Origin of the sequence: Pseudomonas sp. Z5-35 (assembly GCF_051131945.1) — a bacterium.
Lineage (GTDB): Bacteria > Pseudomonadota > Gammaproteobacteria > Pseudomonadales > Pseudomonadaceae > Aquipseudomonas > Aquipseudomonas marvdashtae.
This window is the reverse complement of record NZ_CP071640.1, coordinates 2,203,151-2,223,609: the sequence shown is the minus strand read 5'-3', so window position 1 is coordinate 2,223,609 and position 20,459 is coordinate 2,203,151. Positions and strand designations below refer to the sequence as shown.

At 62.3% G+C, this 20,459-nt stretch carries 24 protein-coding genes; 15 read left to right on the top strand and 9 right to left on the bottom strand.

The window, feature by feature from the left end:
* Nucleotides 1-33 precede the first annotated feature (33 nt).
* A complete protein-coding gene (locus tag J3P95_RS10480; protein ID WP_434562725.1) occupies nucleotides 34-1,209 on the bottom strand; it encodes a Gfo/Idh/MocA family protein in 1,176 nt (391 codons plus the stop codon).
* 175 nt (nucleotides 1,210-1,384) lie between these two features.
* On the opposite strand from J3P95_RS10480, the gene J3P95_RS10475 reads away from it, so the two are divergent.
* The 4 genes from J3P95_RS10475 (at nucleotide 1,385) to J3P95_RS10460 (ending at nucleotide 5,925) form a co-directional block, all read left to right on the top strand.
* Nucleotides 1,385-2,395 (top strand): LacI family DNA-binding transcriptional regulator, encoded by a 1,011-nt coding sequence (locus J3P95_RS10475; RefSeq protein WP_434562723.1) that lies wholly within the window; start codon nucleotides 1,385-1,387, stop codon nucleotides 2,393-2,395.
* A 92-nt stretch (nucleotides 2,396-2,487) separates the two neighbouring features.
* The gene (locus J3P95_RS10470) at nucleotides 2,488-3,438 is read left to right on the top strand and encodes a TAXI family TRAP transporter solute-binding subunit (protein WP_434626532.1); all 951 of its coding nucleotides are present in this window, start codon (nucleotides 2,488-2,490) and stop codon (nucleotides 3,436-3,438) included.
* Between the two features lie 79 nt (nucleotides 3,439-3,517).
* Nucleotides 3,518-5,545, top strand: coding sequence for a TRAP transporter permease (locus J3P95_RS10465; RefSeq protein WP_434577420.1), 2,028 nt, complete (start codon nucleotides 3,518-3,520; stop codon nucleotides 5,543-5,545).
* The gene (locus J3P95_RS10460) at nucleotides 5,542-5,925 is read left to right on the top strand and encodes a DUF1850 domain-containing protein (RefSeq protein ID WP_434562719.1); all 384 of its coding nucleotides are present in this window, start codon (nucleotides 5,542-5,544) and stop codon (nucleotides 5,923-5,925) included. The genes J3P95_RS10465 and J3P95_RS10460 overlap by 4 nt, the downstream gene beginning before the upstream one ends.
* A gap of 3 nt (nucleotides 5,926-5,928) precedes the next feature.
* On the opposite strand, the gene J3P95_RS10455 is transcribed toward J3P95_RS10460, so the two are convergent.
* Nucleotides 5,929-6,546 carry a TetR/AcrR family transcriptional regulator gene (locus J3P95_RS10455; protein ID WP_434581240.1) on the bottom strand — a complete coding sequence of 206 codons (618 nt, stop codon included), beginning with the start codon at nucleotides 6,544-6,546 and terminating at the stop codon, nucleotides 5,929-5,931.
* A gap of 161 nt (nucleotides 6,547-6,707) precedes the next feature.
* Between J3P95_RS10455 and J3P95_RS10450 the strand changes: the two genes are divergently transcribed.
* A complete protein-coding gene (locus tag J3P95_RS10450; RefSeq protein ID WP_434577422.1) occupies nucleotides 6,708-7,148 on the top strand; it encodes a hotdog fold domain-containing protein in 441 nt (146 codons plus the stop codon).
* 47 nt (nucleotides 7,149-7,195) lie between these two features.
* Here the strand turns inward: J3P95_RS10450 and J3P95_RS10445 are convergent, their stop codons facing one another.
* Together J3P95_RS10445 and J3P95_RS10440 are read right to left on the bottom strand one after the other, a co-directional pair.
* Complete coding sequence (locus J3P95_RS10445) at nucleotides 7,196-8,284, bottom strand: SMP-30/gluconolactonase/LRE family protein (RefSeq protein WP_434577424.1); 1,089 nt, start codon at nucleotides 8,282-8,284, stop codon at nucleotides 7,196-7,198.
* Nucleotides 8,285-8,379: 95 nt separating this feature from the next.
* The gene (locus J3P95_RS10440; RefSeq protein WP_434577426.1) at nucleotides 8,380-9,510 is read right to left on the bottom strand and encodes a sensor histidine kinase; all 1,131 of its coding nucleotides are present in this window, start codon (nucleotides 9,508-9,510) and stop codon (nucleotides 8,380-8,382) included.
* Between the two features lie 300 nt (nucleotides 9,511-9,810).
* On the opposite strand from J3P95_RS10440, the gene J3P95_RS10435 reads away from it, so the two are divergent.
* On the top strand, nucleotides 9,811-10,773 hold the full coding sequence (locus tag J3P95_RS10435) for an EamA family transporter (RefSeq protein ID WP_434626528.1): 963 nt from the start codon (nucleotides 9,811-9,813) through the stop codon (nucleotides 10,771-10,773).
* An 83-nt stretch (nucleotides 10,774-10,856) separates the two neighbouring features.
* On the opposite strand, the gene J3P95_RS10430 is transcribed toward J3P95_RS10435, so the two are convergent.
* The 4 genes from J3P95_RS10430 to ggt all read right to left on the bottom strand — a co-directional run bounded on the left by J3P95_RS10430 (nucleotide 10,857) and on the right by ggt (nucleotide 15,199).
* Entirely contained in the window at nucleotides 10,857-11,489 is a 633-nt protein-coding gene (locus J3P95_RS10430; protein WP_434562711.1) for a Vgb family protein, read from the bottom strand.
* Nucleotides 11,490-11,522: 33 nt separating this feature from the next.
* On the bottom strand, nucleotides 11,523-12,743 hold the full coding sequence (locus tag J3P95_RS10425) for a helix-turn-helix domain-containing protein (protein ID WP_434577427.1): 1,221 nt from the start codon (nucleotides 12,741-12,743) through the stop codon (nucleotides 11,523-11,525).
* 176 nt (nucleotides 12,744-12,919) lie between these two features.
* Nucleotides 12,920-13,453: a cysteine hydrolase family protein gene (locus tag J3P95_RS10420; protein WP_434562707.1), complete on the bottom strand. Its 534-nt coding sequence runs from the start codon at nucleotides 13,451-13,453 to the stop codon at nucleotides 12,920-12,922.
* Nucleotides 13,454-13,471: 18 nt separating this feature from the next.
* Complete coding sequence (gene ggt / locus J3P95_RS10415) at nucleotides 13,472-15,199, bottom strand: gamma-glutamyltransferase (RefSeq protein ID WP_434577428.1); 1,728 nt, start codon at nucleotides 15,197-15,199, stop codon at nucleotides 13,472-13,474.
* A gap of 161 nt (nucleotides 15,200-15,360) precedes the next feature.
* Here ggt and J3P95_RS10410 point away from each other — a divergent pair, with 161 nt between their 5' ends.
* Nucleotides 15,361-15,789, top strand: coding sequence for a GNAT family N-acetyltransferase (locus tag J3P95_RS10410; protein ID WP_434562703.1), 429 nt, complete (start codon nucleotides 15,361-15,363; stop codon nucleotides 15,787-15,789).
* Here J3P95_RS10410 and J3P95_RS10405 read toward each other — a convergent pair.
* A complete protein-coding gene (locus tag J3P95_RS10405) occupies nucleotides 15,786-16,136 on the bottom strand; it encodes a hypothetical protein (RefSeq protein ID WP_434577431.1) in 351 nt (116 codons plus the stop codon). The two genes, J3P95_RS10410 and J3P95_RS10405, sit on opposite strands and share 4 nt — an antisense overlap.
* Before the next feature lie 142 nt (nucleotides 16,137-16,278).
* Between J3P95_RS10405 and J3P95_RS10400 the strand changes: the two genes are divergently transcribed.
* The 8 genes from J3P95_RS10400 to J3P95_RS10365 all read left to right on the top strand — a co-directional run bounded on the left by J3P95_RS10400 (nucleotide 16,279) and on the right by J3P95_RS10365 (nucleotide 20,453).
* Nucleotides 16,279-16,539, top strand: coding sequence for a hypothetical protein (locus J3P95_RS10400; RefSeq protein ID WP_109755533.1), 261 nt, complete (start codon nucleotides 16,279-16,281; stop codon nucleotides 16,537-16,539).
* Nucleotides 16,540-16,541: 2 nt separating this feature from the next.
* Nucleotides 16,542-16,877 (top strand): DUF6388 family protein, encoded by a 336-nt coding sequence (locus J3P95_RS10395; RefSeq protein WP_434577433.1) that lies wholly within the window; start codon nucleotides 16,542-16,544, stop codon nucleotides 16,875-16,877.
* Nucleotides 16,878-16,991: 114 nt separating this feature from the next.
* Nucleotides 16,992-17,384 (top strand): sulfurtransferase complex subunit TusD, encoded by a 393-nt coding sequence (gene tusD / locus J3P95_RS10390; RefSeq protein ID WP_434577435.1) that lies wholly within the window; start codon nucleotides 16,992-16,994, stop codon nucleotides 17,382-17,384.
* On the top strand, nucleotides 17,384-17,746 hold the full coding sequence (tusC, locus tag J3P95_RS10385; RefSeq protein WP_434577436.1) for a sulfurtransferase complex subunit TusC: 363 nt from the start codon (nucleotides 17,384-17,386) through the stop codon (nucleotides 17,744-17,746). The genes tusD and tusC overlap by 1 nt, the downstream gene beginning before the upstream one ends.
* Nucleotides 17,746-18,039: a sulfurtransferase complex subunit TusB gene (tusB, locus tag J3P95_RS10380; protein ID WP_434577438.1), complete on the top strand. Its 294-nt coding sequence runs from the start codon at nucleotides 17,746-17,748 to the stop codon at nucleotides 18,037-18,039. Before tusC ends, tusB begins: the two co-directional genes overlap by 1 nt.
* Complete coding sequence (locus J3P95_RS10375; protein ID WP_434562691.1) at nucleotides 18,036-18,371, top strand: TusE/DsrC/DsvC family sulfur relay protein; 336 nt, start codon at nucleotides 18,036-18,038, stop codon at nucleotides 18,369-18,371. The genes tusB and J3P95_RS10375 overlap by 4 nt, the downstream gene beginning before the upstream one ends.
* Nucleotides 18,368-19,369 carry a glycosyl transferase family protein gene (locus J3P95_RS10370; protein WP_434562689.1) on the top strand — a complete coding sequence of 334 codons (1,002 nt, stop codon included), beginning with the start codon at nucleotides 18,368-18,370 and terminating at the stop codon, nucleotides 19,367-19,369. Before J3P95_RS10375 ends, J3P95_RS10370 begins: the two co-directional genes overlap by 4 nt.
* 88 nt (nucleotides 19,370-19,457) lie before the next feature.
* A complete protein-coding gene (locus tag J3P95_RS10365; RefSeq protein WP_434577440.1) occupies nucleotides 19,458-20,453 on the top strand; it encodes a glutathione S-transferase family protein in 996 nt (331 codons plus the stop codon).
* The last annotated feature ends 6 nt before the right edge of the window (nucleotides 20,454-20,459 follow it).

The following is a 20,459-nucleotide window of genomic DNA, read 5'->3' as shown; positions in this document are numbered from 1 at the left end:
CGCGCAGGCCGCCGGGTGTTTCGTCAGGCCTGTTCACAACAGCGATCCTCCAGTTTTCACCGCGGTCCACTTGGCATCGCCATGGTGGTTGAGGATGGCGGCTTCGATAAACGCCATGCCACGCAAGCCGGTTTCGATGCCGCAAACACCAGGCACGTCAGGGCCTTCGACTCGACCACGAATGGCCCGGGCGAAATCGCCATAAAGGTTGGCCATGGCTTCCAGGTAGCCCTCGGGGTGCCCGGCGGGCAAACGCATGCGCCGGCTCGCCGCCTCGCACAGCCAAGGTTGGCCGATGCCGCTACGCAGGATGCGCAAGGGCTGATCGAAGGCGCGATGGATCAGGCTCGCCGGCTCTTCCTGGCGCCATTCCAAGGCGCCTTTGTCGCCATACACGCGGATCTTCAACGGGTTTTCTTCACCGGCGCAGACTTGGCTGGCGATCAACACGCCGCTGGCGCCGCCCTCCATCTTGAGCAACATGGCGGCGTCATCGTCCAATTGCCGACCCGGGAGATGCGTGCCCAACGTGGCGCAAAGCTGTTGGACGCGCTGATCCGCGACGAACTCCGCCAGGGAAAACGCATGGGTGCCAATGTCGCCGATGCAACCGCCCAGCCCGGATTGTCCGGGATCGTCGCGCCACTGCGCCTGTTTGTTGCCTCGGGCGGCGAGATCCTGGCTGAGCCAGCCCTGGGGATACTCGACAAACACTTTGCGCACTTGGCCGATCACGCCCGAGCGCACCATCTCTCGCGCCTGCCAGACCATGGGATAACCCAAGTAGGTGTGGGCAAGACCGTAGAGGCAGCGGCTGCCTTGCAAGTCCTCCTTGAGCGCCAACAATTGCTTGAGGTTCAGCGCTGCGGGTTTTTCGCTGAACACGTGGAAACCGGCTCTCAACGCTTGGCGGGCAATGGGCGCGTGCAGGTGATTGGGCGTGACGATCACCAGCAGTTCCATGCGCTGATCCAGCGGCAGCACGGCTTCGGCGTCAAGCATGTGCTGCCAGTCGTGATAACACCGGGACGCGGTCAGCCCGAGGGCTCCGCCGGTCTCACGGTTATTGTCGGGGTCGCGGCTGAACGCGCCGCACACCAGTTCAAAACCGCCGTCCAGGCCCGCAGCCTGGCGATGGGCCTGGCCAATGAACGCCCCCGCTCCGCCGCCGACGAAGCCCATTCTTATTTTCGGTGCTACAGGATTCATCGTGACTCTCTTCTGTCCGGACTGTAGATGTAACCGGTTACATCATGGCGAGAAATCTAGGCTTGGTTTTGCCGCGTGTCAAACCCCAAGCGACACCGAGAGCGTTTGTCAGGCGTCGAACCTGCGGTAAGCTCGCGGCCATGCCTGCCTCTGCAGGCGCCGAATCGAGGTGATCTTGTCAAATATCCGTGAGGTGGCCCGGCTGGCCGGTGTTTCGGTGGCCACGGTGTCCAGGACACTGAAATCCCCCGAGCGTGTGCTGCCCGAGACCCGGGACAAGGTCAACGCGGCGGTGGCGCAGGCCGGTTATCGGCCGAACCTGATGGCGGTGCAATTTCGCTCCCGGCGCACCGGCAACCTGGTGATCTTGGTCCCGGCAATCGCCAATACCTTTTTCGCCCGGGTCATCAGCGGCGCCCAACAGGCGGCGCAAGCGGCCGGCTATCGATTGCTGCTGTGCGACACTCAGGGCCGGGAAGCCATCGAGCAGGAATTCGCCGCGCTGGTCTACGCCCACCAGGCTGACGGGGTGATCCAACTGCGGGCATGCGACCCGTTCATATCACTCCCTCCCGGCACCGACGCGTTGCCATTGGTCAATGCCTGCGAAGTGGTCAAGGACGCGCCCTACCCGACCATCAGCCTCGACAACCGCAGCGCCGCCCAGGCCATGACCGATCACTTGATCGGGCTCGGCCACCGCCGCATCGGCATTATCAAAGGCCCCCGCAGCAGCCCGTTGACCCTCGACCGCGTGGCCGGTTACCAAGATGCCCTGCGCAACGCCGGCATCGCCATCGACCCTGAGCTGATCTGCCACGGCGACTTCACCCTCAAGGCCGGATACGACGGTGCCGGAACCATGCTCGCATTGGCCGAGCGCCCCAGCGCGCTGTTCTGCGAAAACGATGAGATGGCCATCGGCGCGCTCAAGCGCATCAAGCAAATGGGCCTGCGGGTGCCCGAGGACATTTCCCTGGTGGGCTTCGATGACATCCCGTTCGCCGCGTATTGCGATCCGCCGCTGACCACCATTTCCCAGCCGGCTGAAACCTTTGGTCACAAAGCCGTAGAGATGCTCATCGCCCTGATCGAGCAAACGCCCATCCCACAGCGGCACGTGCTGTTGCCGTTCGAGCTGACCGTGCGCGGCAGCAGCGCAGCGCCAGGCTCCGGCATGGCCTGATCAGGCACATCGGACTTGTCGACTCGCCATCAGGCCCGTTTCGACTACAGTGGAAAGACTCTGCAAAAGCCATAACAAGACGGAGAGTCTCCATGCAAATCAACAAGCGCTTCACCCTCCTGGCCGCCACCGCAGCCTTGATGATCACTACCACCGCTCATGCCGCCCCGGTGTACATCAATATCCTGACCGGAGGCACCAGCGGCGTGTATTACCCGATTGGCGTCGGGCTTTCCCAGATCTATAGCAGCGGCATCAAGGACTCCAAGGCGTCGGTCCAGGCCACCAAGGCTTCGGTGGAGAACCTGAACCTGCTGCAAGCCGGACGCGGGGAGTTGGCGTTTGCCTTGGGCGACTCGGTGGCGGACGCCAAGAATGGCGTGGAAGACGCCGGCTTCAAGGCGCCCTTGACCAAGCTGCGGGCCATCGCGGGCGCCTACCCCAACTACATACAAATCGTCGCCAGCCAGGAATCGGGCATCAAGACCCTGGCCGATCTCAAGGGCAAGACCGTCTCGGTCGGCGCGGCGAAATCCGGCACCGAGCTCAATGCCCGGGCAATTTTCAAGGCAGCGGGCCTGACCTACAGCGATATGAAGGTGCAATACCTACCGTTCGCCGAATCGGTGGACCTGATCAAGAACCGCCAGTTGGATGCCACGCTGCAGTCTTCCGGCCTGGGCATGGCCGCGATTCGGGACTTGGCGTCGACCATGGCGTTGAGCTATGTGTCGATTCCCACCGATGTCGTGGAAAAAATCGGTAATCTGGCCTACCTGAGCGCACAAATCCCGGCCAACACCTACGACGGCCAAACCGACGCCGTGCCCACCGTCGCTATCACCAATATCCTGGTGACCCACGAGGATGTGCCGGACGAAGTGGCCTATCAGATGACCAAGCTGCTCTTTGACAACCTCAATCGCCTGGGCACGTCCCATTCGGCGGCGAAGGACATTTCCCTGAAGAACGCCGCGAAGAACCTGCCGATAGCCCTGCACCCTGGCGCCGAACGCTACTACAAGGAAGTGGGCGCGCTGTAGTCCCCTGGGGCGGCAACGGCGCTGGCCGCCGTTGCCGTGTCGTGTTTCGCACCGGCTACAGACAACAGGCAGGCACCTTATGAGTGAAGACCAGCACGGCATCGCCACGGACCCGCGGGATTGGCCCAGGACGCTGTTCTACGTGGCGTTGCTGTTTTCCGTGTTTCAAATTGTCACGGCGGCATTCTCCCCCGTGTCCAGCATCGTATTGCGGGCGGTACATGTGGGCTTTTTGTTGTGGGTGGTGTTCCTCAGCTACCCGGCCTATGGCAAGCAACGGCCCTGGCAGCCGCTGGCCTGGGCGTTGAGCCTGGCGGGCGTGGCGACGGCGCTCTATCAATGGGTGTTCGAGGCCGACCTGATCCAGCGCTCCGGCGACCTGACGACGGCCGACACGGTGATCGGCGTCATCTTGATCGTATTGGTGTTCGAGGCGGCGCGGCGGGTGATGGGCATCGCCCTGCCGATCGTCTGCGGGTTGTTCCTCGCTTATGGCCTGTTCGGCGAATACCTGCCGGGCGACCTGGCCCATCGCGGCTATGGCCTGGACCAGATCATCAACCAACTGGCGTTCGGTACCGAAGGGCTGTACGGCACGCCGACCTACGTATCGGCCACTTATATTTTCCTGTTCATCCTGTTCGGCGCCTTCCTGGAAAAGGCCGGCATGATCAAGCTGTTTACCGATTTCGCCATGGGCCTGTTCGGCCACAAGCTGGGCGGCCCGGCGAAGGTGTCCGTGGTGTCGTCAGCGTTGATGGGCACCATCACTGGCTCGGGCATCGCCAACGTCGTGACCACCGGCCAATTCACCATCCCGTTGATGAAGCGCTTCGGCTACAAGGCTGCATTCGCCGGCGGTGTAGAAGCGACGGCCAGCATGGGCAGCCAGATCATGCCGCCGGTGATGGGCGCGGTGGCATTCATCATGGCCGAGACTATCAACGTGCCGTTCGTGGAAATTGCCAAGGCGGCCCTGATACCCGCGTGCCTGTATTTCGGCTCGGTGTTCTGGATGGTGCACCTGGAAGCCAAGCGCTCCGATCTCAAGGGCCTGCCCAAGGACCAATGCCCCAGCGCCTGGGGCGCGGTCAAGCAAAGCTGGTATTTGCTGATCCCGCTCGCGGTGCTGGTCTACCTGCTCTTTTCCGGACGCACGCCGCTGTTTTCCGGGATGGTGGGCCTGGCGTTGACGGCTATTGTGATTCTCGGCTCGGCGATCATTCTCAAAGTCTCCAACTATGCCCTGCGCTGCGCATTCTGGATCGCGCTGGGCATTCTTTGCGTCGGTTTTTTCCGGCTGGGCATCGGTGTCGTATTTGCGGTGGTCGGGGTGTTGGTCGTGACCTGCTGGTTCATGAAAGGCACACGGGAAACCCTGGTCATCTGCTTGCATGCCTTGGTCGACGGCGCCCGTCATGCGGTCCCGGTGGGGATCGCCTGCGCCTTGGTCGGCAGCATCATCGCGGTGGTTTCGCTGACGGGCGTGGCGTCTACCTTCGCCGGTTACATCCTGGCCGTCGGCAAGGACAACCTGCTGCTCTCGCTGATCCTGACCATGCTCACCTGTCTGGTATTGGGCATGGGCATCCCGACCATTCCCAACTACATCATCACCAGCTCGATCGCCGCGCCCGCCCTGCTGGAGCTCGGCGTGCCGCTGATCGTGTCGCACATGTTCGTGTTCTATTTCGGCATCCTCGCCGACCTGACGCCGCCGGTGGCCCTGGCCTGTTTCGCCGCCGCCCCCATCGCCAGGGAAAGTGGCCTGAAGATCAGCTTCTGGGCGGTGCGTATCGCCCTCGCCGGCTTCGTCATTCCGTTCATGACGGTCTACAACCCAGCGCTGATGCTGCAAGGCGACAATTTGTGGATGACCGCCTACATGTTGGTCAAGACGCTGCTCGCCGTCGGCCTGTGGGGCATGGCGTCCACCGGTTACCTGCAACAGAAGATGCCTATTTGGGAACGGCTGATGTGTTTCGCCGCCGGTGCCTTGCTGGTGGTGGCGCTGCCGCTGACCGATGAAATCGGTTTTGTCCTGGGCGCCTTGTTGATTAGCCAGCACCTCTGGCGGGCGCGCCGCGTCGGGCGGGCCTTGGCGTGATTGGCTTGTGCCTGGGCCTGTCCGGGGCGGTCTGGGCACAAGTGCAAGTGAGCGACTTTACGCTGGCGTGGAATCACACCATCGAAAAGGTCCGCTGGGAGGAAGATTATCGCGTCACCAAAGCGGGCCTGGTCTTGGGCGAGGCCAGGGTAAAGGGCAACGGCGCCGGCATGGATATTCCGGAGGGCGCCCGGCTGGAAAACGGCAGTTGGCATTTCTTCCGCCAACTGCCGCCGCTGCAACCGTTGAAGCTGGGGCGCACGCCCCAAGCCGGTGATTACCAACTGTGTCACGCCGGCCATTGCCAGCCGATGAGTCATTGGCTGGGACCGCCAAATACCGACCAACCGGCGGTGGAACTCTGGAGCTGCACGCTATAGCCCTCAGGGGCCGACGATCGACCGCCACGCCGCTTGTGCCAGCAATTCCCGGTGGACCTTGGGACTGGTGGGCACGCGCCCGGACAACCAGGCCCGGCAATAACTTTCCGACGCGCCGATAATCAGCGAGAACATCAGCTCGGCCGGATAACGCTTGATCGCCTCGCCCTGCTGCGCTGTGCTCAGCCAATGCCAGAGCTGGCGGTTGCGTGTGGTGTTGCGGCTGGCGAGTTCATCCTTGAACGGCCCCTTTGTCACCGCAAAGCGGGCGTGATACTGGAAACGCGCCCATTCAGGCTGAGCGTCCACCCAATCGACATAACTGTAGATCAGCGCTTGCACGCCCTGCTCGGCGGTCGTCGCCTCGGCCAGGCAGTGCTCGCGCAGGCGCGTCTGATCGTCTAGCGCGGTAAAAAACAGCGCCGCCACCAAGCCTTCCTTGTTGCCGAAATGATGATAGATGGCACCGACGCTGGTCTGGCATTCGTTGCGGATCATTTCAATGGTGGTCGCCTCAATGCCCTGCTCATTGAACAGCGCCAAGGCCTTTCTGAAGATGTCTCGCTTGAGTTCGGCCCTTCTGCCGGGGAAGGCGCGTTCGAGTAGATCTGCTGTTTGCATGCTTGGCATAAACCGGTTCGTTGGAAGATCAGGCACACGTTCTGCCTGGGACGAAGTGCGCGCAGCTTGACAGATTCGCCGACAACAGAATACCGTTCCGTCACAGAATATTATTCTGTAACGGAAAATAATTCCGTAATTTCCTATCAGAGAGGCTTCACATGAACCAGGTTCTCGGCATGTTCAACAGCGCAGGTCCCGATGCATTCAGCAAAATGGCCTGCCAGATGGCGCCCTACTTTTCCACCATCAACCCGCTGGTCACGGCGCTTCGCCCGGGCGCAGCAACGGTGCAGGTGCCGTTTTGCAAGGAAATCACCAACCACTTGGGCACCGTCCATGCCATCGCCATGTGCAATGCCGCCGAGCTGGCCGCCGGCATGATGACCAACGTATCCATTCCCGCGGGCGCCCGCTGGATTCCAAAAGGCATGACCGTGCAGTACCTGGCCAAGGCCAAGAGCGACGTGACCGCGGTAGCGGATGGCGACGCCCTGGACTGGTCGACGGAAGGCGACAAGATCGTGCCGGTGGACATCCATGACGTGGACGGCAAGAAGGTGTTCACGGCGCAGATCACCATGAACGTGAAGTTGGCTTGAAGTGGGGGGCGTCCAGGACGCCCCGCCTCATCGTCGTACCGAGGAAATCAGGCGAACGTCGCGCCCCGGGTGTTCACAAACAACGAATACAAGGAGTGGCTTCCGGCCATGAACAGCCGGTTGCCTTCCCGTCCGCCAAAGCAGACATTGGGGCAGCGCTCCGGTAATGAGATGTGTCCGATGGCCTTGCCTTCAGGGTTGAACACCCGCACGCCGTCGAGTTTTTCCAGGTCAGCCTTGGGGTCGCCGTTGCCGCCCCAACCGCACCAGAGGTTGCCGCCCTCGTCGCACTTGATCCCGTCGATGGCCGCGTAGTCCAACCCTTCGATATGCTTGCGGCGCTCGCCCAGGGTGCCGTCATCCTTGACCGTGATCGCCCAGACCAGGCGATTGGGCTTGGCCCGGCCTTCGACCACGTAGAGGGTTTTTTCATCCGGGGAGAAACACAGGCCGTTGGGCCCGGCCAGGTCGTCGATCACCCGGCTGAGCTTGCCGGTTTCGCCGTCGATGCGGTACACCGCGTGGGGTTGCGCCGGGGTGACTTTGTGCCCTTCGTAATTGTTGCCGGTCTGGAACGGTGGGTCGGTGAACCAGACCGAGCCGTCTCGTTTGCAGACGATGTCATTGGGCGAGTTCAACGGCTTGCCGTCGAAACTGTCGGCCAACACGGTAAGGGTTCCATTGTGTTCGGTGCGGGTGACTCGCCGCCCTTCGCTTGACGTGGTCGAGCCTTCACAGACCAGCAGCCTGCCCTGGCGATCACGGCACATGCCGTTGGAGAAGTTCGAGTTCTCGCGATACACCGACAGCCCACCGGTGACCTCGTCCCAACGCATGATGCGGTTGTTGGGGATGTCGCTGACCAGCAAGTAGCGACCATCGCCGATCCACACCGGCCCTTCCGCCCAGCGCAGGCCGGTGGCGAGCTTTTCCACGCTGGCGTTGAAGAGGCGCAGGTCCATGAAGCTGGGGTCGAGAATGTTCACCAGAGGATCGGGGTAACGCTGGCTCAGCGGCTCGGCCTGGGCGAGCCCGGGCAGCTGTCCGAGCGTCGCGGCGGCGGCCGAGACCACCAGGGATTTTTTCAGGAAAATCCGGCGCCCTTGATCGGCGGTTGCAGGTTGCGAAGCATCCATCGTACGTCTCCGTTAATTTTATTATTGGACGGGACGTTAGTTTTAGCTCGTGATAGGACATCGTACAAGTAAATATCGTGCGTTCAACTGCTTCTTCATTCCGAGTGAAGGGGAATCCGAACGGTGAACGTAGTGCCCCCGCGCACCTTCGAATGGACTTCGATCGTACCCTGGTGCGCCGACACGATCGCCGAGGCGATGTAAAGGCCCAGCCCCAAGCCCGCCGTGGGGCCGTATTGCATATCGCCGCTGCGCAGCTGCCGGACCAACGGATTGAAAATGCTGTCGATGGCGTCCTTTTCGATAGGCTTGCCCTGGTTGTTGATCGCGATGACGGCTTCATCCCCTTCGCAGCTCAACGAAACCGTGATCGGTGCACCCGCTGCGCCATGCTGGACCGCGTTGCCGATCAGGTTGGAAAACACCTGTTCCATCCGCGACGGGTCGAACAGCCCTTCGAGCGCACCGCGGGTCTCGAAGTTGATGGTGCTTTCCGGGTGATAGGCGCGCGCCTCTTCCACCATGCCTTCGCATGCCGCCACCAGGTCACCCTTGAAGCGCTGCACCGGTATGCCTGCCCCCAGCTGGGTGCGCGTGAAATCCAGCAGATCGCCGACAATCTTGTTGGCCCGCTTGACGCTGGTGTAGATGCGCGAAGAAATCTTGGTCGCCTTGGCCGGCAGGTCGCCCGCGCGCAGGAGCACTTCGGAACCGAGCAGGATGGCGCCCAATGGGCTGCGCAGATCATGCCCGAGGATCCCCAGAAACAGATTGCGCGCCGCGTCGACTGCCGCTGAATAGCTGACGACCGACTCTGCCAGGGCTTGGTCCACGGCTTCGTTGAAGCGGATCACATCCGACATCGCCTTCGCTTGATCCAGTTGGGCATGGGGCATCCAGAGCAGCAGCACACTGGTGCGCAGCGCACGGTATTCCGAAACCATCTGTTCGACGGTGAACCCGGACGACTGGCGGATGACCGCGTGGGTTTCAGCGGCGGTTTCGGCCTCTGCCGCCGGAGCGTCGCCCAAGGACTTGGCAATCTGCTCTTCGGGGGTCTGCTGGGTGCGCAGGTCAACGGCGATGGTTCGCAGCATCTGCTCGGCATGGTCGCGCAGCGCCACCGAATCCATGCCAATCGACGCCGGGGTGATAGTCCTGGCGAAATCCTCCCAGGCCTGAAGGATCGGTTCTATGTTGTCGACAATGAAATCAGCCAGGCGCATGGGTTGCTCCGCGAGAAGGTCAAAAGGACCGGTGCCGGAAACAACGCAGCGGTTAGTTGTTTTACAGCAAATCGTTATCGGATGTACGCCCGCGTCTGGAATCGAAAGGCGACGACTGCTTCGCAGCCGAACGCAAGCAAGCTCCCTCGCCACGCAGACTGCGATAGCCCGGAAAACCGAGACTTGTCTGTGTCTGCTTGATCCGGTACAAACACTTCAGAGTTGTACGACAACCTATAACTAAAAATAGACCCCTCCGAGGCATTGCTGCTTCGGCGGCCTGCCTTTGAGATACCTGCCATGACCCGCTCCATCGCTGCATCCGATGCCCCTGCTCCATTCCCGCGCCATATCGCCGTGCTCATTCTGCTCTGCATGGGGTGTGCCTTCGCCGGCAACCATGTGGCCGCGCGGGCGGCCTTCGATGACGGTGCCGGCGTTTTGCTGGCGATCCTGATGCGCTCCGGTGGGACGCTGCTGGTATTGGCGGCGATGGTCTTGTGGCAACGTCAAAGCCTGCGCCTGCCCGCTGGTGCCTGGCGCTGGCAATTCGTCCTCGGGCTGTTGATCGCAGCCCAGAGCCTGTGCCTGTACTCGGCCGTCGCCCGGGTGCCGGTGGCGCTGGCCCTGTTGGTGGGCAACCTGTTTCCGATCTTGCTGGCGCTGCTGACCTGGGCGCTCGGTGGCCCACGCCCCACCGCCCGCACGGCAGCGTTGATGGGGATGATCCTGGTCGGCCTGGTGTTCGTGCTGGAAGTACCGGCGCGATTGTCGTCCCAGGCCGACGTCGGCCCACAGTGGCTGTTGGGCGTTGGCCTGGCATTCTGCGCCGCGTGCGTCTTCGCTTGCGCGTTGTGGATCACCGACCACAAGTTGTCCCAAGTCCGCGGTTCGGTGCGCAGCCTGCTGACGATTTTCATCGTGTTCAGCAGCGTCAACCTCGCAGGGCTGACCGGCGCACTGCCTGGCGGCCTCGACCTGCCAGCCACCAGCACCGGCTGGTTCGCCCTGGCCACCCTGGTGGTGCTTTACGGCACGGGGTTCATCGTGCTGTTCATTTGCGTACCGCGCCTGGACATGCCACGCAACGCCCCGGTGATGAACATCGAACCACTGGCAACCTTGCTGATCGGTTGGCTGGTGCTGGACCAGATGCTCAATCCGGGCCAAGTGTTCGGCGGCGCGATCGTGGTGGCGGGCATTGTGTTGCTTACCTGGCGCAAGGTTGAGCGGGCCAAGGTGGCTGTGGCTGCTCGCGATTGACCCGCACCGTTGAGCGGTCTGAAAAACATTGTGGCGAGGGTGCAAGCTGCCTCGCCACACGGTCTACGAAAAACCTGCCAATTTCACACTGGCCGACGCACCGCCCTCACCTTGCCACTGCCACCCCCGCCACAGAAAAACCGGTCGGCCCCATCGGATTCCAGCCCCGACACGCCGGTCCCCGGCGGCATGGTCACGCTTTCGAGCACTTGCGCGGTCTGCGGATCGATGCGCCGAAGGTCGCTCTCGTCGTTTTCCCAAGTGCCGTGCCAAAGTTCTCCATCGACCCAAGTCACGCCCGTGACGAAGCGGTTGGATTCTATGGTGCGCAGGATCTTCCCGTCGGCCGGGTCGATCTGCAGGATCTTGCGCGCCTTGTACTGGCCGACCCAGAGCGACCCTTCGGCCCACGCCAGTCCCGAATCGTCACCGCTGTTGGGGGCCGGAATCGTCGCCAGTACCTGGCCGGTGTGCGGGTCGATCTTACGGATGCTGTCGCCAGCGATCTGGAAAAGATGTTCACCGTCGAACGCCGTGCCTGCATTGGCTGGGACATCGAGCGACTGCACGGTCTCGCCACTGGCAGGATCAAGGGCGTGCAGCTTCTCGCCTGAAGCAAACCAGACGCGCTCGCCATCATGGCTTACGCCGTGCACGCAATCGACGCCCGGAAAAGGACCGTATTCACGCAGGATTTGTGCTTTTGACTGTTTCATCTCGCTCGCCTCGTCGGTGGGTGTGACTGCATCCTAACGATCGGCTGGCAACGCAGTGAGTAACAATACCGTCGCGAATCCAGGCATCGGCGGCGCGGTCCAGCGACGAGCCCTGGCGCGGCCAATCGATTGCGCCTTGCCGCGGGCGGCCAGGGTTTCCAAGGCCCGTTGCACGCTGCGCTGGCTGGTGTCGAGAACCAACGCCAAGGCCGAACTCGACCACGCTTCACCGTCCGCCAGCAGTGCCAGCACTGCGCCGTGGGGTTGCTCGATGACGCGCGCCAGCACCACGACCTCGTCGGCATGATGCGGCGCCAAGGTAAAGCCGCGCTTCGTTGCGAGCACCCCAGCCATCGGGCGAAGCGCCGTCCGCAGCCGTCCCATTTCAACCCGCAGCCGCGCGCGATGGGACTCGTCCGTCAGTTTCAAGCCAAAGGCCTGGGCCATGAGCGTTTCCCTCGACACGTCGCCGGGCCAGGCTTGGGCCAGCTCTCGCGCCAAGGCAAACAACACCGGGCGCCGTGAAAGGGAAACCTGAATACCCGCGCCATTCACTCCATACCGACACGCGTCCACCACCAGCGCCGCGCTGTCCAGCATCGCTTGAACCTCCTCCAGGATAAGCAAGCGCTCCTGGCCTCGGGCAATCAGGCGCGCCGCAGGCGTTTGGAGGATTTGCCAGGCGCTTTCAATCTCCGCGTTCAGCGCGCCGATGCCCGCTTGCCGTGCCGCTTGCCCAGCCCTTTCGAGAGCGGCACGGGCGATTCGCGTTTTTAGCCGGCGCATGGCAATGCCCGCAGCCACTAGCTCGCAAGCTGCCCGCGATGCGCAAGGCAGGCAGGACAGATCCAGATCAGCAAGCCTGCGCTCGGCCTCATCGAGTCGACCGAGCAACAGCAGGCGGCGGATCTCGATGGCATGGGCGTGCCCTACGTTCGCCCGGTCGCCATGGGCTTGGAGCACCGCCCGCGCGGCGTCGAGGCGCTTCGTCGGCCACGTCAAGTCACGGGACGCCAAGGCAATTTCGCCTTCGGCGACCACGCACCTTGCCCGGGCCACGGCTTCCCTGGGCCCAAAGGCAGCCGCCGCACGACGCATCAAGGTCCTGGCGTTGGCCAGATCCCCCAACTGCGCCATGGCAATGCCACGCAGCGCGAGAGCCGCGGCATCATTGCGCAGCGCGACGCGGTTGAGCGCGGCGACCGGGTCCCCCGCCGCCAATGCTTGTGCTGCTGCGTTGATTTGGTGATCCATAAACGATGGTCTTTGTGGCACTGGCCTTTGTGGCGAGGGAGCTTGCTCCCGCTGGGGGCGCAGCGCCCCGAAAATTTTGCGACCGCTTCGCGCTCGAGCGGGAGCAAGCTCCCTCGCCACACAAGCCTGCCCGCATCCTGAACTGCCCTGCCGGCCCAGACCCAAGTGGATATCGGCTACAGGCGGATCCTGGCCGCCGATATCACATCGATCCGCGAGACCGCACTGCTCAGCCGTCCCAGTTGCTGATTGTGATCGGCAATGATCTGCTCGGCCGGCAGGCTGCCGTTGGCTACCGTGGAATGAGCGTCGGCGGCCAAGACAACCTCATATTCCAATGTATGAGCCTGACGTACGGTGGCATTGATGCAGTGGTCGGTTTTCAGCCCGCAAATCACCACCCGATCAATGCCCCGGGCCTGTAACAGGGCCAGCAGATCGGTCTGGTAGAACGCGTCCGCTGTGGTCTTGCGCACCCGCAGGTCGTCCGCCCCGGTAGCCAGGCCATCAGCCAACTGCCAGGGAGCGGAACCGTAGGCCAGCGATCCCTCCAGCTCTTCATGCTGGACCAGGATTACCGGCAAGCCGACGGCCCGAGCCCTGGCACTGAGGTCGTTGATGGTCCGGATCAGGCGTGGTCTGTCGAAGCATTCTTCTTCGCCGGCACACAGCCCTTCCTGGACGTCGATGATCAGCAATGCGGTATTCATGTGTCCCTCTGCGAACGGTTAGTAGCCCATCGACAGGCCGGTATTGCGGCGCGGGTCGTTGGCGCCGTAGAAGCGATTCTTGCCCACGGGCTTGCCACCCAGCGACGGCGCGCCCACCAGGATCGCAGCAATGTGGTTGGGGTCCTGCGGGCCGGCAAACTTGTGGCCCCAGCTTTCCAGCAGCTTGAGCGTATCGGGGCTGGCGGCGAAGGTTTCCAGGTTGGTTTCTTCCGGCATCCATTGTTGATGGAAGCGCGGCGCATCCACCGCTTCCTGCAGGTTCATGCCGTAGTCGATCACGTTGAGAATGGTCAGCAAGGTGGCGGTGATGATGCGGCTGCCGCCGGGCGTACCGACGACCATTACGGTCTTGCCGTCCTTGGTGACGATGGTCGGGCTCATGGACGACAGCGGTGCCTTGCCCGGCGCGATGGCGTTCGCCTCACCCTGCACCAGGCCGTACATGTTGGGCACGCCGACCTTGGCGGTGAAGTCGTCCATCTCATCGTTGAGGATTACCCCGGTCTTGCTCGCCATCACGCCGGCGCCGAACCAGTCGTTGAGGGTGTACGTGACGGAAACGGCGTTGCCCCATTGATCTACGATCGAATAGTGCGTGGTATTGCTGCCCTCGTGGGGCGCCACGCCGGGTTTGATCTTGTTGGAGTCGCCAGCCTTCTGCGGCTCGATCGCGGCCCGCAGTTTTGCCGCGTAGTTCTTGTCCAGCAGATGATCGATGGGGTTCTGCACGAAGTCCGGATCGCCGAGGTAACTGTTGCGGTCGACGTAGGCGTGACGCATGGCTTCGATCTGGTAGTGCATGCCTTGGGCCGAATGGAACCCCAGGTCTTTCATCGGGTAGCCATCGAGGATGTTCATGATCTGGCACAGCACCACGCCGCCGGAACTGGGCGGTGGAGCGGAAATGATGTGGTAGCCGCGATAATCGCACTCCACCGGCGCCAGCTCGCGGGTCTTGTACTTGTCGAGGTCGGCCTGGGTGATGATGCCCTTGTTGGCCTGGCTGGACGTCACCAGGGCGTCGGCCACCCAGCCTTTGTAAAAGCCGTCGGCGCCCTTGGTAGAAATTTCCCGCAGGGTTTTGGCGAGGTCTTTCTGCACCAATTTCTGCCCGGCCTGCATCGGCTCGCCGTTGTGCAGGAAGATCGCGCCGGAATCGCGCATGTCCTTCTTGAACACCTCGGTGGCGGTTTCCAACAGGTCGACATCGCCCTGTTCCAGGACGAAACCTTCCTCGGCAAACTTGATCGCCGGGGCGATCAGTTCGGCGCGGGGTTTGCTGCCGTATTTCTTCAACGCCAGCTCCATGCCGGACACGGTGCCAGGCACCCCTACCGCCAAATGGCCGCGGGTGCTGAGTTCGGGAACGACGTTGCCGTCCTTGTCCAGGTACATGTCAGCCGTGGCGGCCAGCGGGGCTTTTTCGCGGAAATCGAGGAAGGTCTTGCGGCCATCGGCCATTTGCAGGGTCATGAAACCGCCCCCGCCCAGGTTACCCGCCGCGGGATAGACCACCGCCAGCGCATAGCCCACCGCCACCGCCGCATCCACGGCGTTACCACCATTCTTGAGGACGTCGACGCCGACGTGAGTCGCCAGATGCTGGGCCGTCACCACCATGCCGTTTTCGGCGGCAACCGGGGCTTGGGACGCGGCGTGCACATGGAAACAGCTAAGGGTGAGTGAAGTGGCGATGAGGGTCCGGGCCAGGGATTGGAACTTCATGAGTCGGTCTCTTCTTGTTCTAAGGGTCGGGATCGCTTCAAAAGCATTAGGCAGTATGGCTCGGTTTACCAAATGCGCCTGTCCGCCGACGACCGGGTGACGGCAAAGTACCCTTTGAGATAGGCTCGTGCGCTGCTTTTTATTGAACAAGGACATCGCCCATGACGCTGCGAATCGAACGCACGGACGCCCCCACCGACGCGGAACGCCAGGCCATCCTCGCCCCGCTACGGGCCTACAACACCGCCCAGACCGGCGGAAGCGCCCCTGAATTGGTCGCCTGGTTGGTGCGGGACGAGCACAACGAAATCGTCGGCGGGCTGTATGGCCGGGTGTTCTTTCGTTGGCTCTATATCGAATTGCTGGTGGTGCCGGAACAGGCCCGGGGCCAAGGCACAGGCTCAGAGCTGATGCAGATGGCCGAGACGCTGGCCAGGGAGAAGAACTGCGTGGGTATCTGGCTCGACACTTTCGATTTCCAGGCCCCGGATTTTTACCGCAAGCACGGCTTTACAGAGTGCGGCCAGATCGATGACTACCCGCCGGGACATCAGCGCTTCTTCTTTCAGAAGCGCCTGACCGTCGACTAGAGACACGTCGCCAGCGCGGCCAACCGGCGCTTGGCGACGAAATCGTCGTGCTTGGCGTAGTAATTCAATGCCGTGCCCGTGGCGCTGGCTTGTATATCGACAAATGATTCGGCCGAGCGGGTGTAGACCGTCGAGCCGCCTTTCTTGCCCGGCTGCAGGTAGGCACCAGCATCGACCCCGAACACCGCTTCGTCCTCCCATGCGAACTTCACGCATTGGGCGACATTCTGCTCTGGCTTGTCGGAGGCCAGGGTCTTGTAGGGGGTTTGGGTCCGGGCCTGTTCCATGGCCGAACCTGCGCAGCCGGCCAGCAGGGTTGCGGCCATGGCCACCATCAGCATTCGCATTGCGTTCACTCATTGAAAAAAAAACGGACTGTAGCACTGCCACCCGGGCGTCCGGGCGGCTTTAATCAAATTTACACGCGACAGCGCCCCACGATTCGCGCAACCTGTCGCGCCATTGCCTCCAGCCATCGCGGAACATTCCATGACACCCAACGCCGAGTTCTACAAACCCACCGCCGAATACGCCGACAAACTGATCAGCCAGATCGGCCAGACACCCTCTTGGATCGCCAAGCGAATCGGCGTCACCGACAAGCGAATCCGCTACATTCTGGACGGCGAACGCACCGTCAAGGGCGAAACCACGCCGATCCAGATGACCTACACCGAACAGTTCGCCCTCGAATGCCTGGCGGCAGCGGCCAAGGCCAGCAAGAAGCAATCTTCATCCCCGAAGGAGTGATCATGGCGGCAACCGAACAGCAACACGAACGAGCCCTGGAAATCTTTCTCGACCAGCGCCCCGAGCTGCGCATCGAGCTGGACAACCTCAACCCGCTGCTGGCTCAGGTCAAGGGCGAGACGGCGGCGCAATACCGCGCTGAGCGATTGCACGAAGCGTTCGAAGCCGAGGCCGAGCGCCTGGGCCTGTTTGCCTGGGAGCTGACCTTGCAGCTTACCGCCGCCTCGCCGCAGGAATACCAGGCCCAGCGCCTGGAGGTGCACCGGGAAGTGGCGGAGATGGCGGGGATGGAATGGGCTGAGTATTGCGAGTTGAATGGCCTCAAAAGCCACGGCTGAACCCCTGGTGAGGGAACTTGCTCCCGCGCCACTCGGGTTCATTGATCCGCCGAGCAATCGCCCCACCGCCGATAAAGCTTTATCATGGCCGCAGTTCTACAGATCGGGTCTGTCATGAAGTTCGCCATCGCGCTGTTTTCCGCCGCCCATGCGCCCTCCTCCCGGCGCGCCTTGCTGTTTGCACAGGCCGCGCTGGCCGGTGGGCATGAGATCGTGCGGCTGTTTTTCTACCAGGACGGCGTCTATAACGCCGCCAACAGCATCGTCACCCCCCAGGACGAACAGGACCTGCCCCGGCAATGGCACACGTTTGTCAGCGACAACCAGCTGGACGGTGTCGTGTGCATCGCGGCGGCGTTGCGGCGTGGCGTGCTCAATAACGAGGAAGCCCAGCGCTACCAGCGTTCGGCGGTCAGCGTCGAGGCGCCCTGGGCCTTGTCCGGGCTGGGCCAGTTGCACGATGCAATCCAGGACGCCGACCGCTTGATCTGTTTTGGAGGCGCGTGATGGCCAAGTCTTTATTGCTGATCAGCCGCCAGGCGCCATGGTCCGGCCCTGGCGCCCGGGAAGCGCTGGATATCGTCTTGGCCGGCGGCGCATTCGACCTGCCTATCGGCCTGCTGTTTCTCGATGACGGCGTGTTCCAGCTCGTCGCCGGCCAGGACGCCAAGGCCGTCCAGCAAAAGGACCTGAGTGCCAATTTGCAGGCATTGCCGATGTTTGGCGTCGAAGACCTGTTTATCTGTGCCGAAAGCGCGACACAACGCGGTCTCGCCACCGATGCCCTGGCACTGGCCGACTTGAACGTACTGGGCGCAACGGACATCGCCGCGCTCATTGACCGATACGACCAGGTGATCACCCTCTGATGTCGACTTTGCATGTGTTGTCTCATTCGCCCTTCGGCGATAACCGCCTCGCCAGTTGCTTGCGGCTGCTGGGGAGCCAGGATGCGCTGCTGCTGTGCGGCGACGCGACGTATGCGCTGCAACCTGGCACCGTGCCGTTTGAAACGTTGCAGTCCGGCAGTCGCAAGTTGTTCGTACTCGCGCAAGACGCCCAGGCCCGTGCCCTGCCCGTTCCAGACTGGACCGAAGCCATCGACTACCCGGCCTTTGTGGAGCTGTCGATCCAGCATGACAAGGTCAACAGTTGGCTATGAATGCGTTGACCGTGGGCGAGCGCACCCTCGCGCTGGACAAAGACGGCTACCTTGCCGACCGGCGCGACTGGTCGGCCGACGTCGCCACGGCCCTGGCCGCCGCCGAAGGCATCGAGCTGGGCCCCGAGCACTGGGAAGTGCTCCAATTGCTGCGGGCCTTTTATGATGAATTCCAGCTTTCCCCCGCGACCCGACCGCTGATCAAGTACACCGCGCTGAAACTCGGCGTGCACAAGGGCAACAGTCTGCACCTGAATCGATTGTTCAAAGGCACTCCCGCCAAACTCGCCGCCAAGCTGGCGGGCCTGCCCAAACCGACGAATTGCTTATGACCGACTTTCCAGCGCTGACCCTAGAAACCCCGGTCGAACACCCGTTCGCCCAATTTGTGCGCATCCTTGGCAAAGGCAAGCGCGGCGCGCGCAACCTGACCCGCGAAGAAGCCCGTGAAGCCATGGGCATGGTGCTTGATGAGCAAGTCGAAGAGACCCAGCTCGGCGCATTCCTGATGCTGTTGCGGCACAAGGAAGAAAGCGCCGAAGAAATGGCCGGCTTCACCGAAGCCCTGCGCCAACGCCTGGTAGCGCCGACCTTGGCGGTTGACCTCGACTGGCCGACCTATGCCGGCAAGAAGCGCCACCTGCCCTGGTACCTGCTGGCGGCCAAATGCCTCGGGCAGAACGGCGTGCGAATCTTCATGCACGGCGGCGGCGCCCACACGGCGGGCCGGCTCTACACGGAACAGTTGCTTGGTTTGCTGGATATCCCCTTGTGTCGCGACTGGCAACAGGTGGGCACGGCGCTGGACAACGGCGGCCTGGCGTTCATGCCGCTGGTGGACTGGGCATCGCAAATGCAACGGATGATCGACCTGCGCAACACCCTGGGCCTGCGCTCGCCGATTCACTCCCTGGCGCGAATCCTCAACCCGCTGGGTGCCCGTTGCGGCCTGCAGAGCATTTTCCATCCCGGCTACCAGGCTGTGCATCGCGATGCCAGCGGATTACTCGGTGATACCGCCATCGTGATCAAGGGCGACGGCGGCGAAATCGAAATCAACCCGGACGCCGACAGCCATTTGTACGGCACCACTGGCGGCGCCAGCTGGGACGAAGAATGGCCACGGCTGTCCGAGCAGCGCCACGTCAAACCGGACAACCTCGACCCGCAACACCTGAAAGCCGTCTGGCGCGGCGACGTCGAAGACAGCTATCCGCAACTGGCGCTGATCGCCACCATGGCCCTGGCATTGCGCGGCCTGGGGCTGACTCGCGAAGCGGCTTTCGACCGCGCCCGGCAATATTGGGATGCGCGAAATAGATCGATTTAGCCGATCATCAACGTCCAACCTTTGCGCTTTTAGTTCGAACCTATCGGAATAGACTCGTCTCAAAGCAATATTGAGCGAGGATGTCGAGATGGGTTTGTTAGTTGAAGGCCGCTGGCAAGATCAGTGGTACGAGAGCAAGGACGGCAGTTTCCAGCGTGAGCAGGCGCAACGCCGCCATTGGATCACCGCCGACGGCAGCGCCGGCCCCTCCGGCGAGAGCGGGTTCGCCGCCGAGACCGGGCGTTATCATTTATATGTGTCCCTGGCTTGCCCTTGGGCGCACCGCACGCTGATCTATCGCAAGCTCAAGGGCCTGGAAAATCTGATCGACGTCTCGGTGGTCAGCTACTTGATGCTCGAAAACGGCTGGACCTTCGACCAGGCTCACGGCTCGACGGGCGACAAGCTCGACCACTTCGACTATCTGCATCAGCGCTACACCGCCGATACGCCGGACTACACCGGCCGCGTCACCGTACCCGCGCTGTGGGACAAACAGCAGCAACGCATCGTCAACAACGAATCAGCGGAAATCATCCGCATGTTCAACACAGCCTTCGATGGCTTGACCGGCAACAACCTGGACCTCTACCCAGAACACCTGCGCGGCGATATCGATGCGTTGAACGAGCGCATCTATCCGGCGGTGAACAACGGCGTCTACCGCGCCGGCTTCGCCACCACCCAAGCGGCTTACGAAGAAGCCTTCGACCAGCTGTTCGCCGAACTGGACCGTCTGGAAGCCCTGCTGGACACCCGCCGCTACCTGGCTGGGGAGTACCTGACCGAGGCCGACATCCGCTTGTTCACAACGATGATCCGTTTCGACGCGGTGTACTTCGGCCACTTCAAATGCAACCTGCGGCGCATCGCCGACTATCGGAACCTGTCGAACTGGCTGCGGGAGTTGTACCAATGGCCTGGGATCGCCGAGACCGTGGATTTCAAACATATCCAGCGCCACTACTACGGCAGCCACAAGACCATCAACCCGAATGGGATCGTGCCCAAGGGGCCGAAGCAGGACTTCAGGGTGGCGCATGATCGGGAACGGTTGAGTGGGAAAGGGATTTGGCGAGCTTGAGATCGC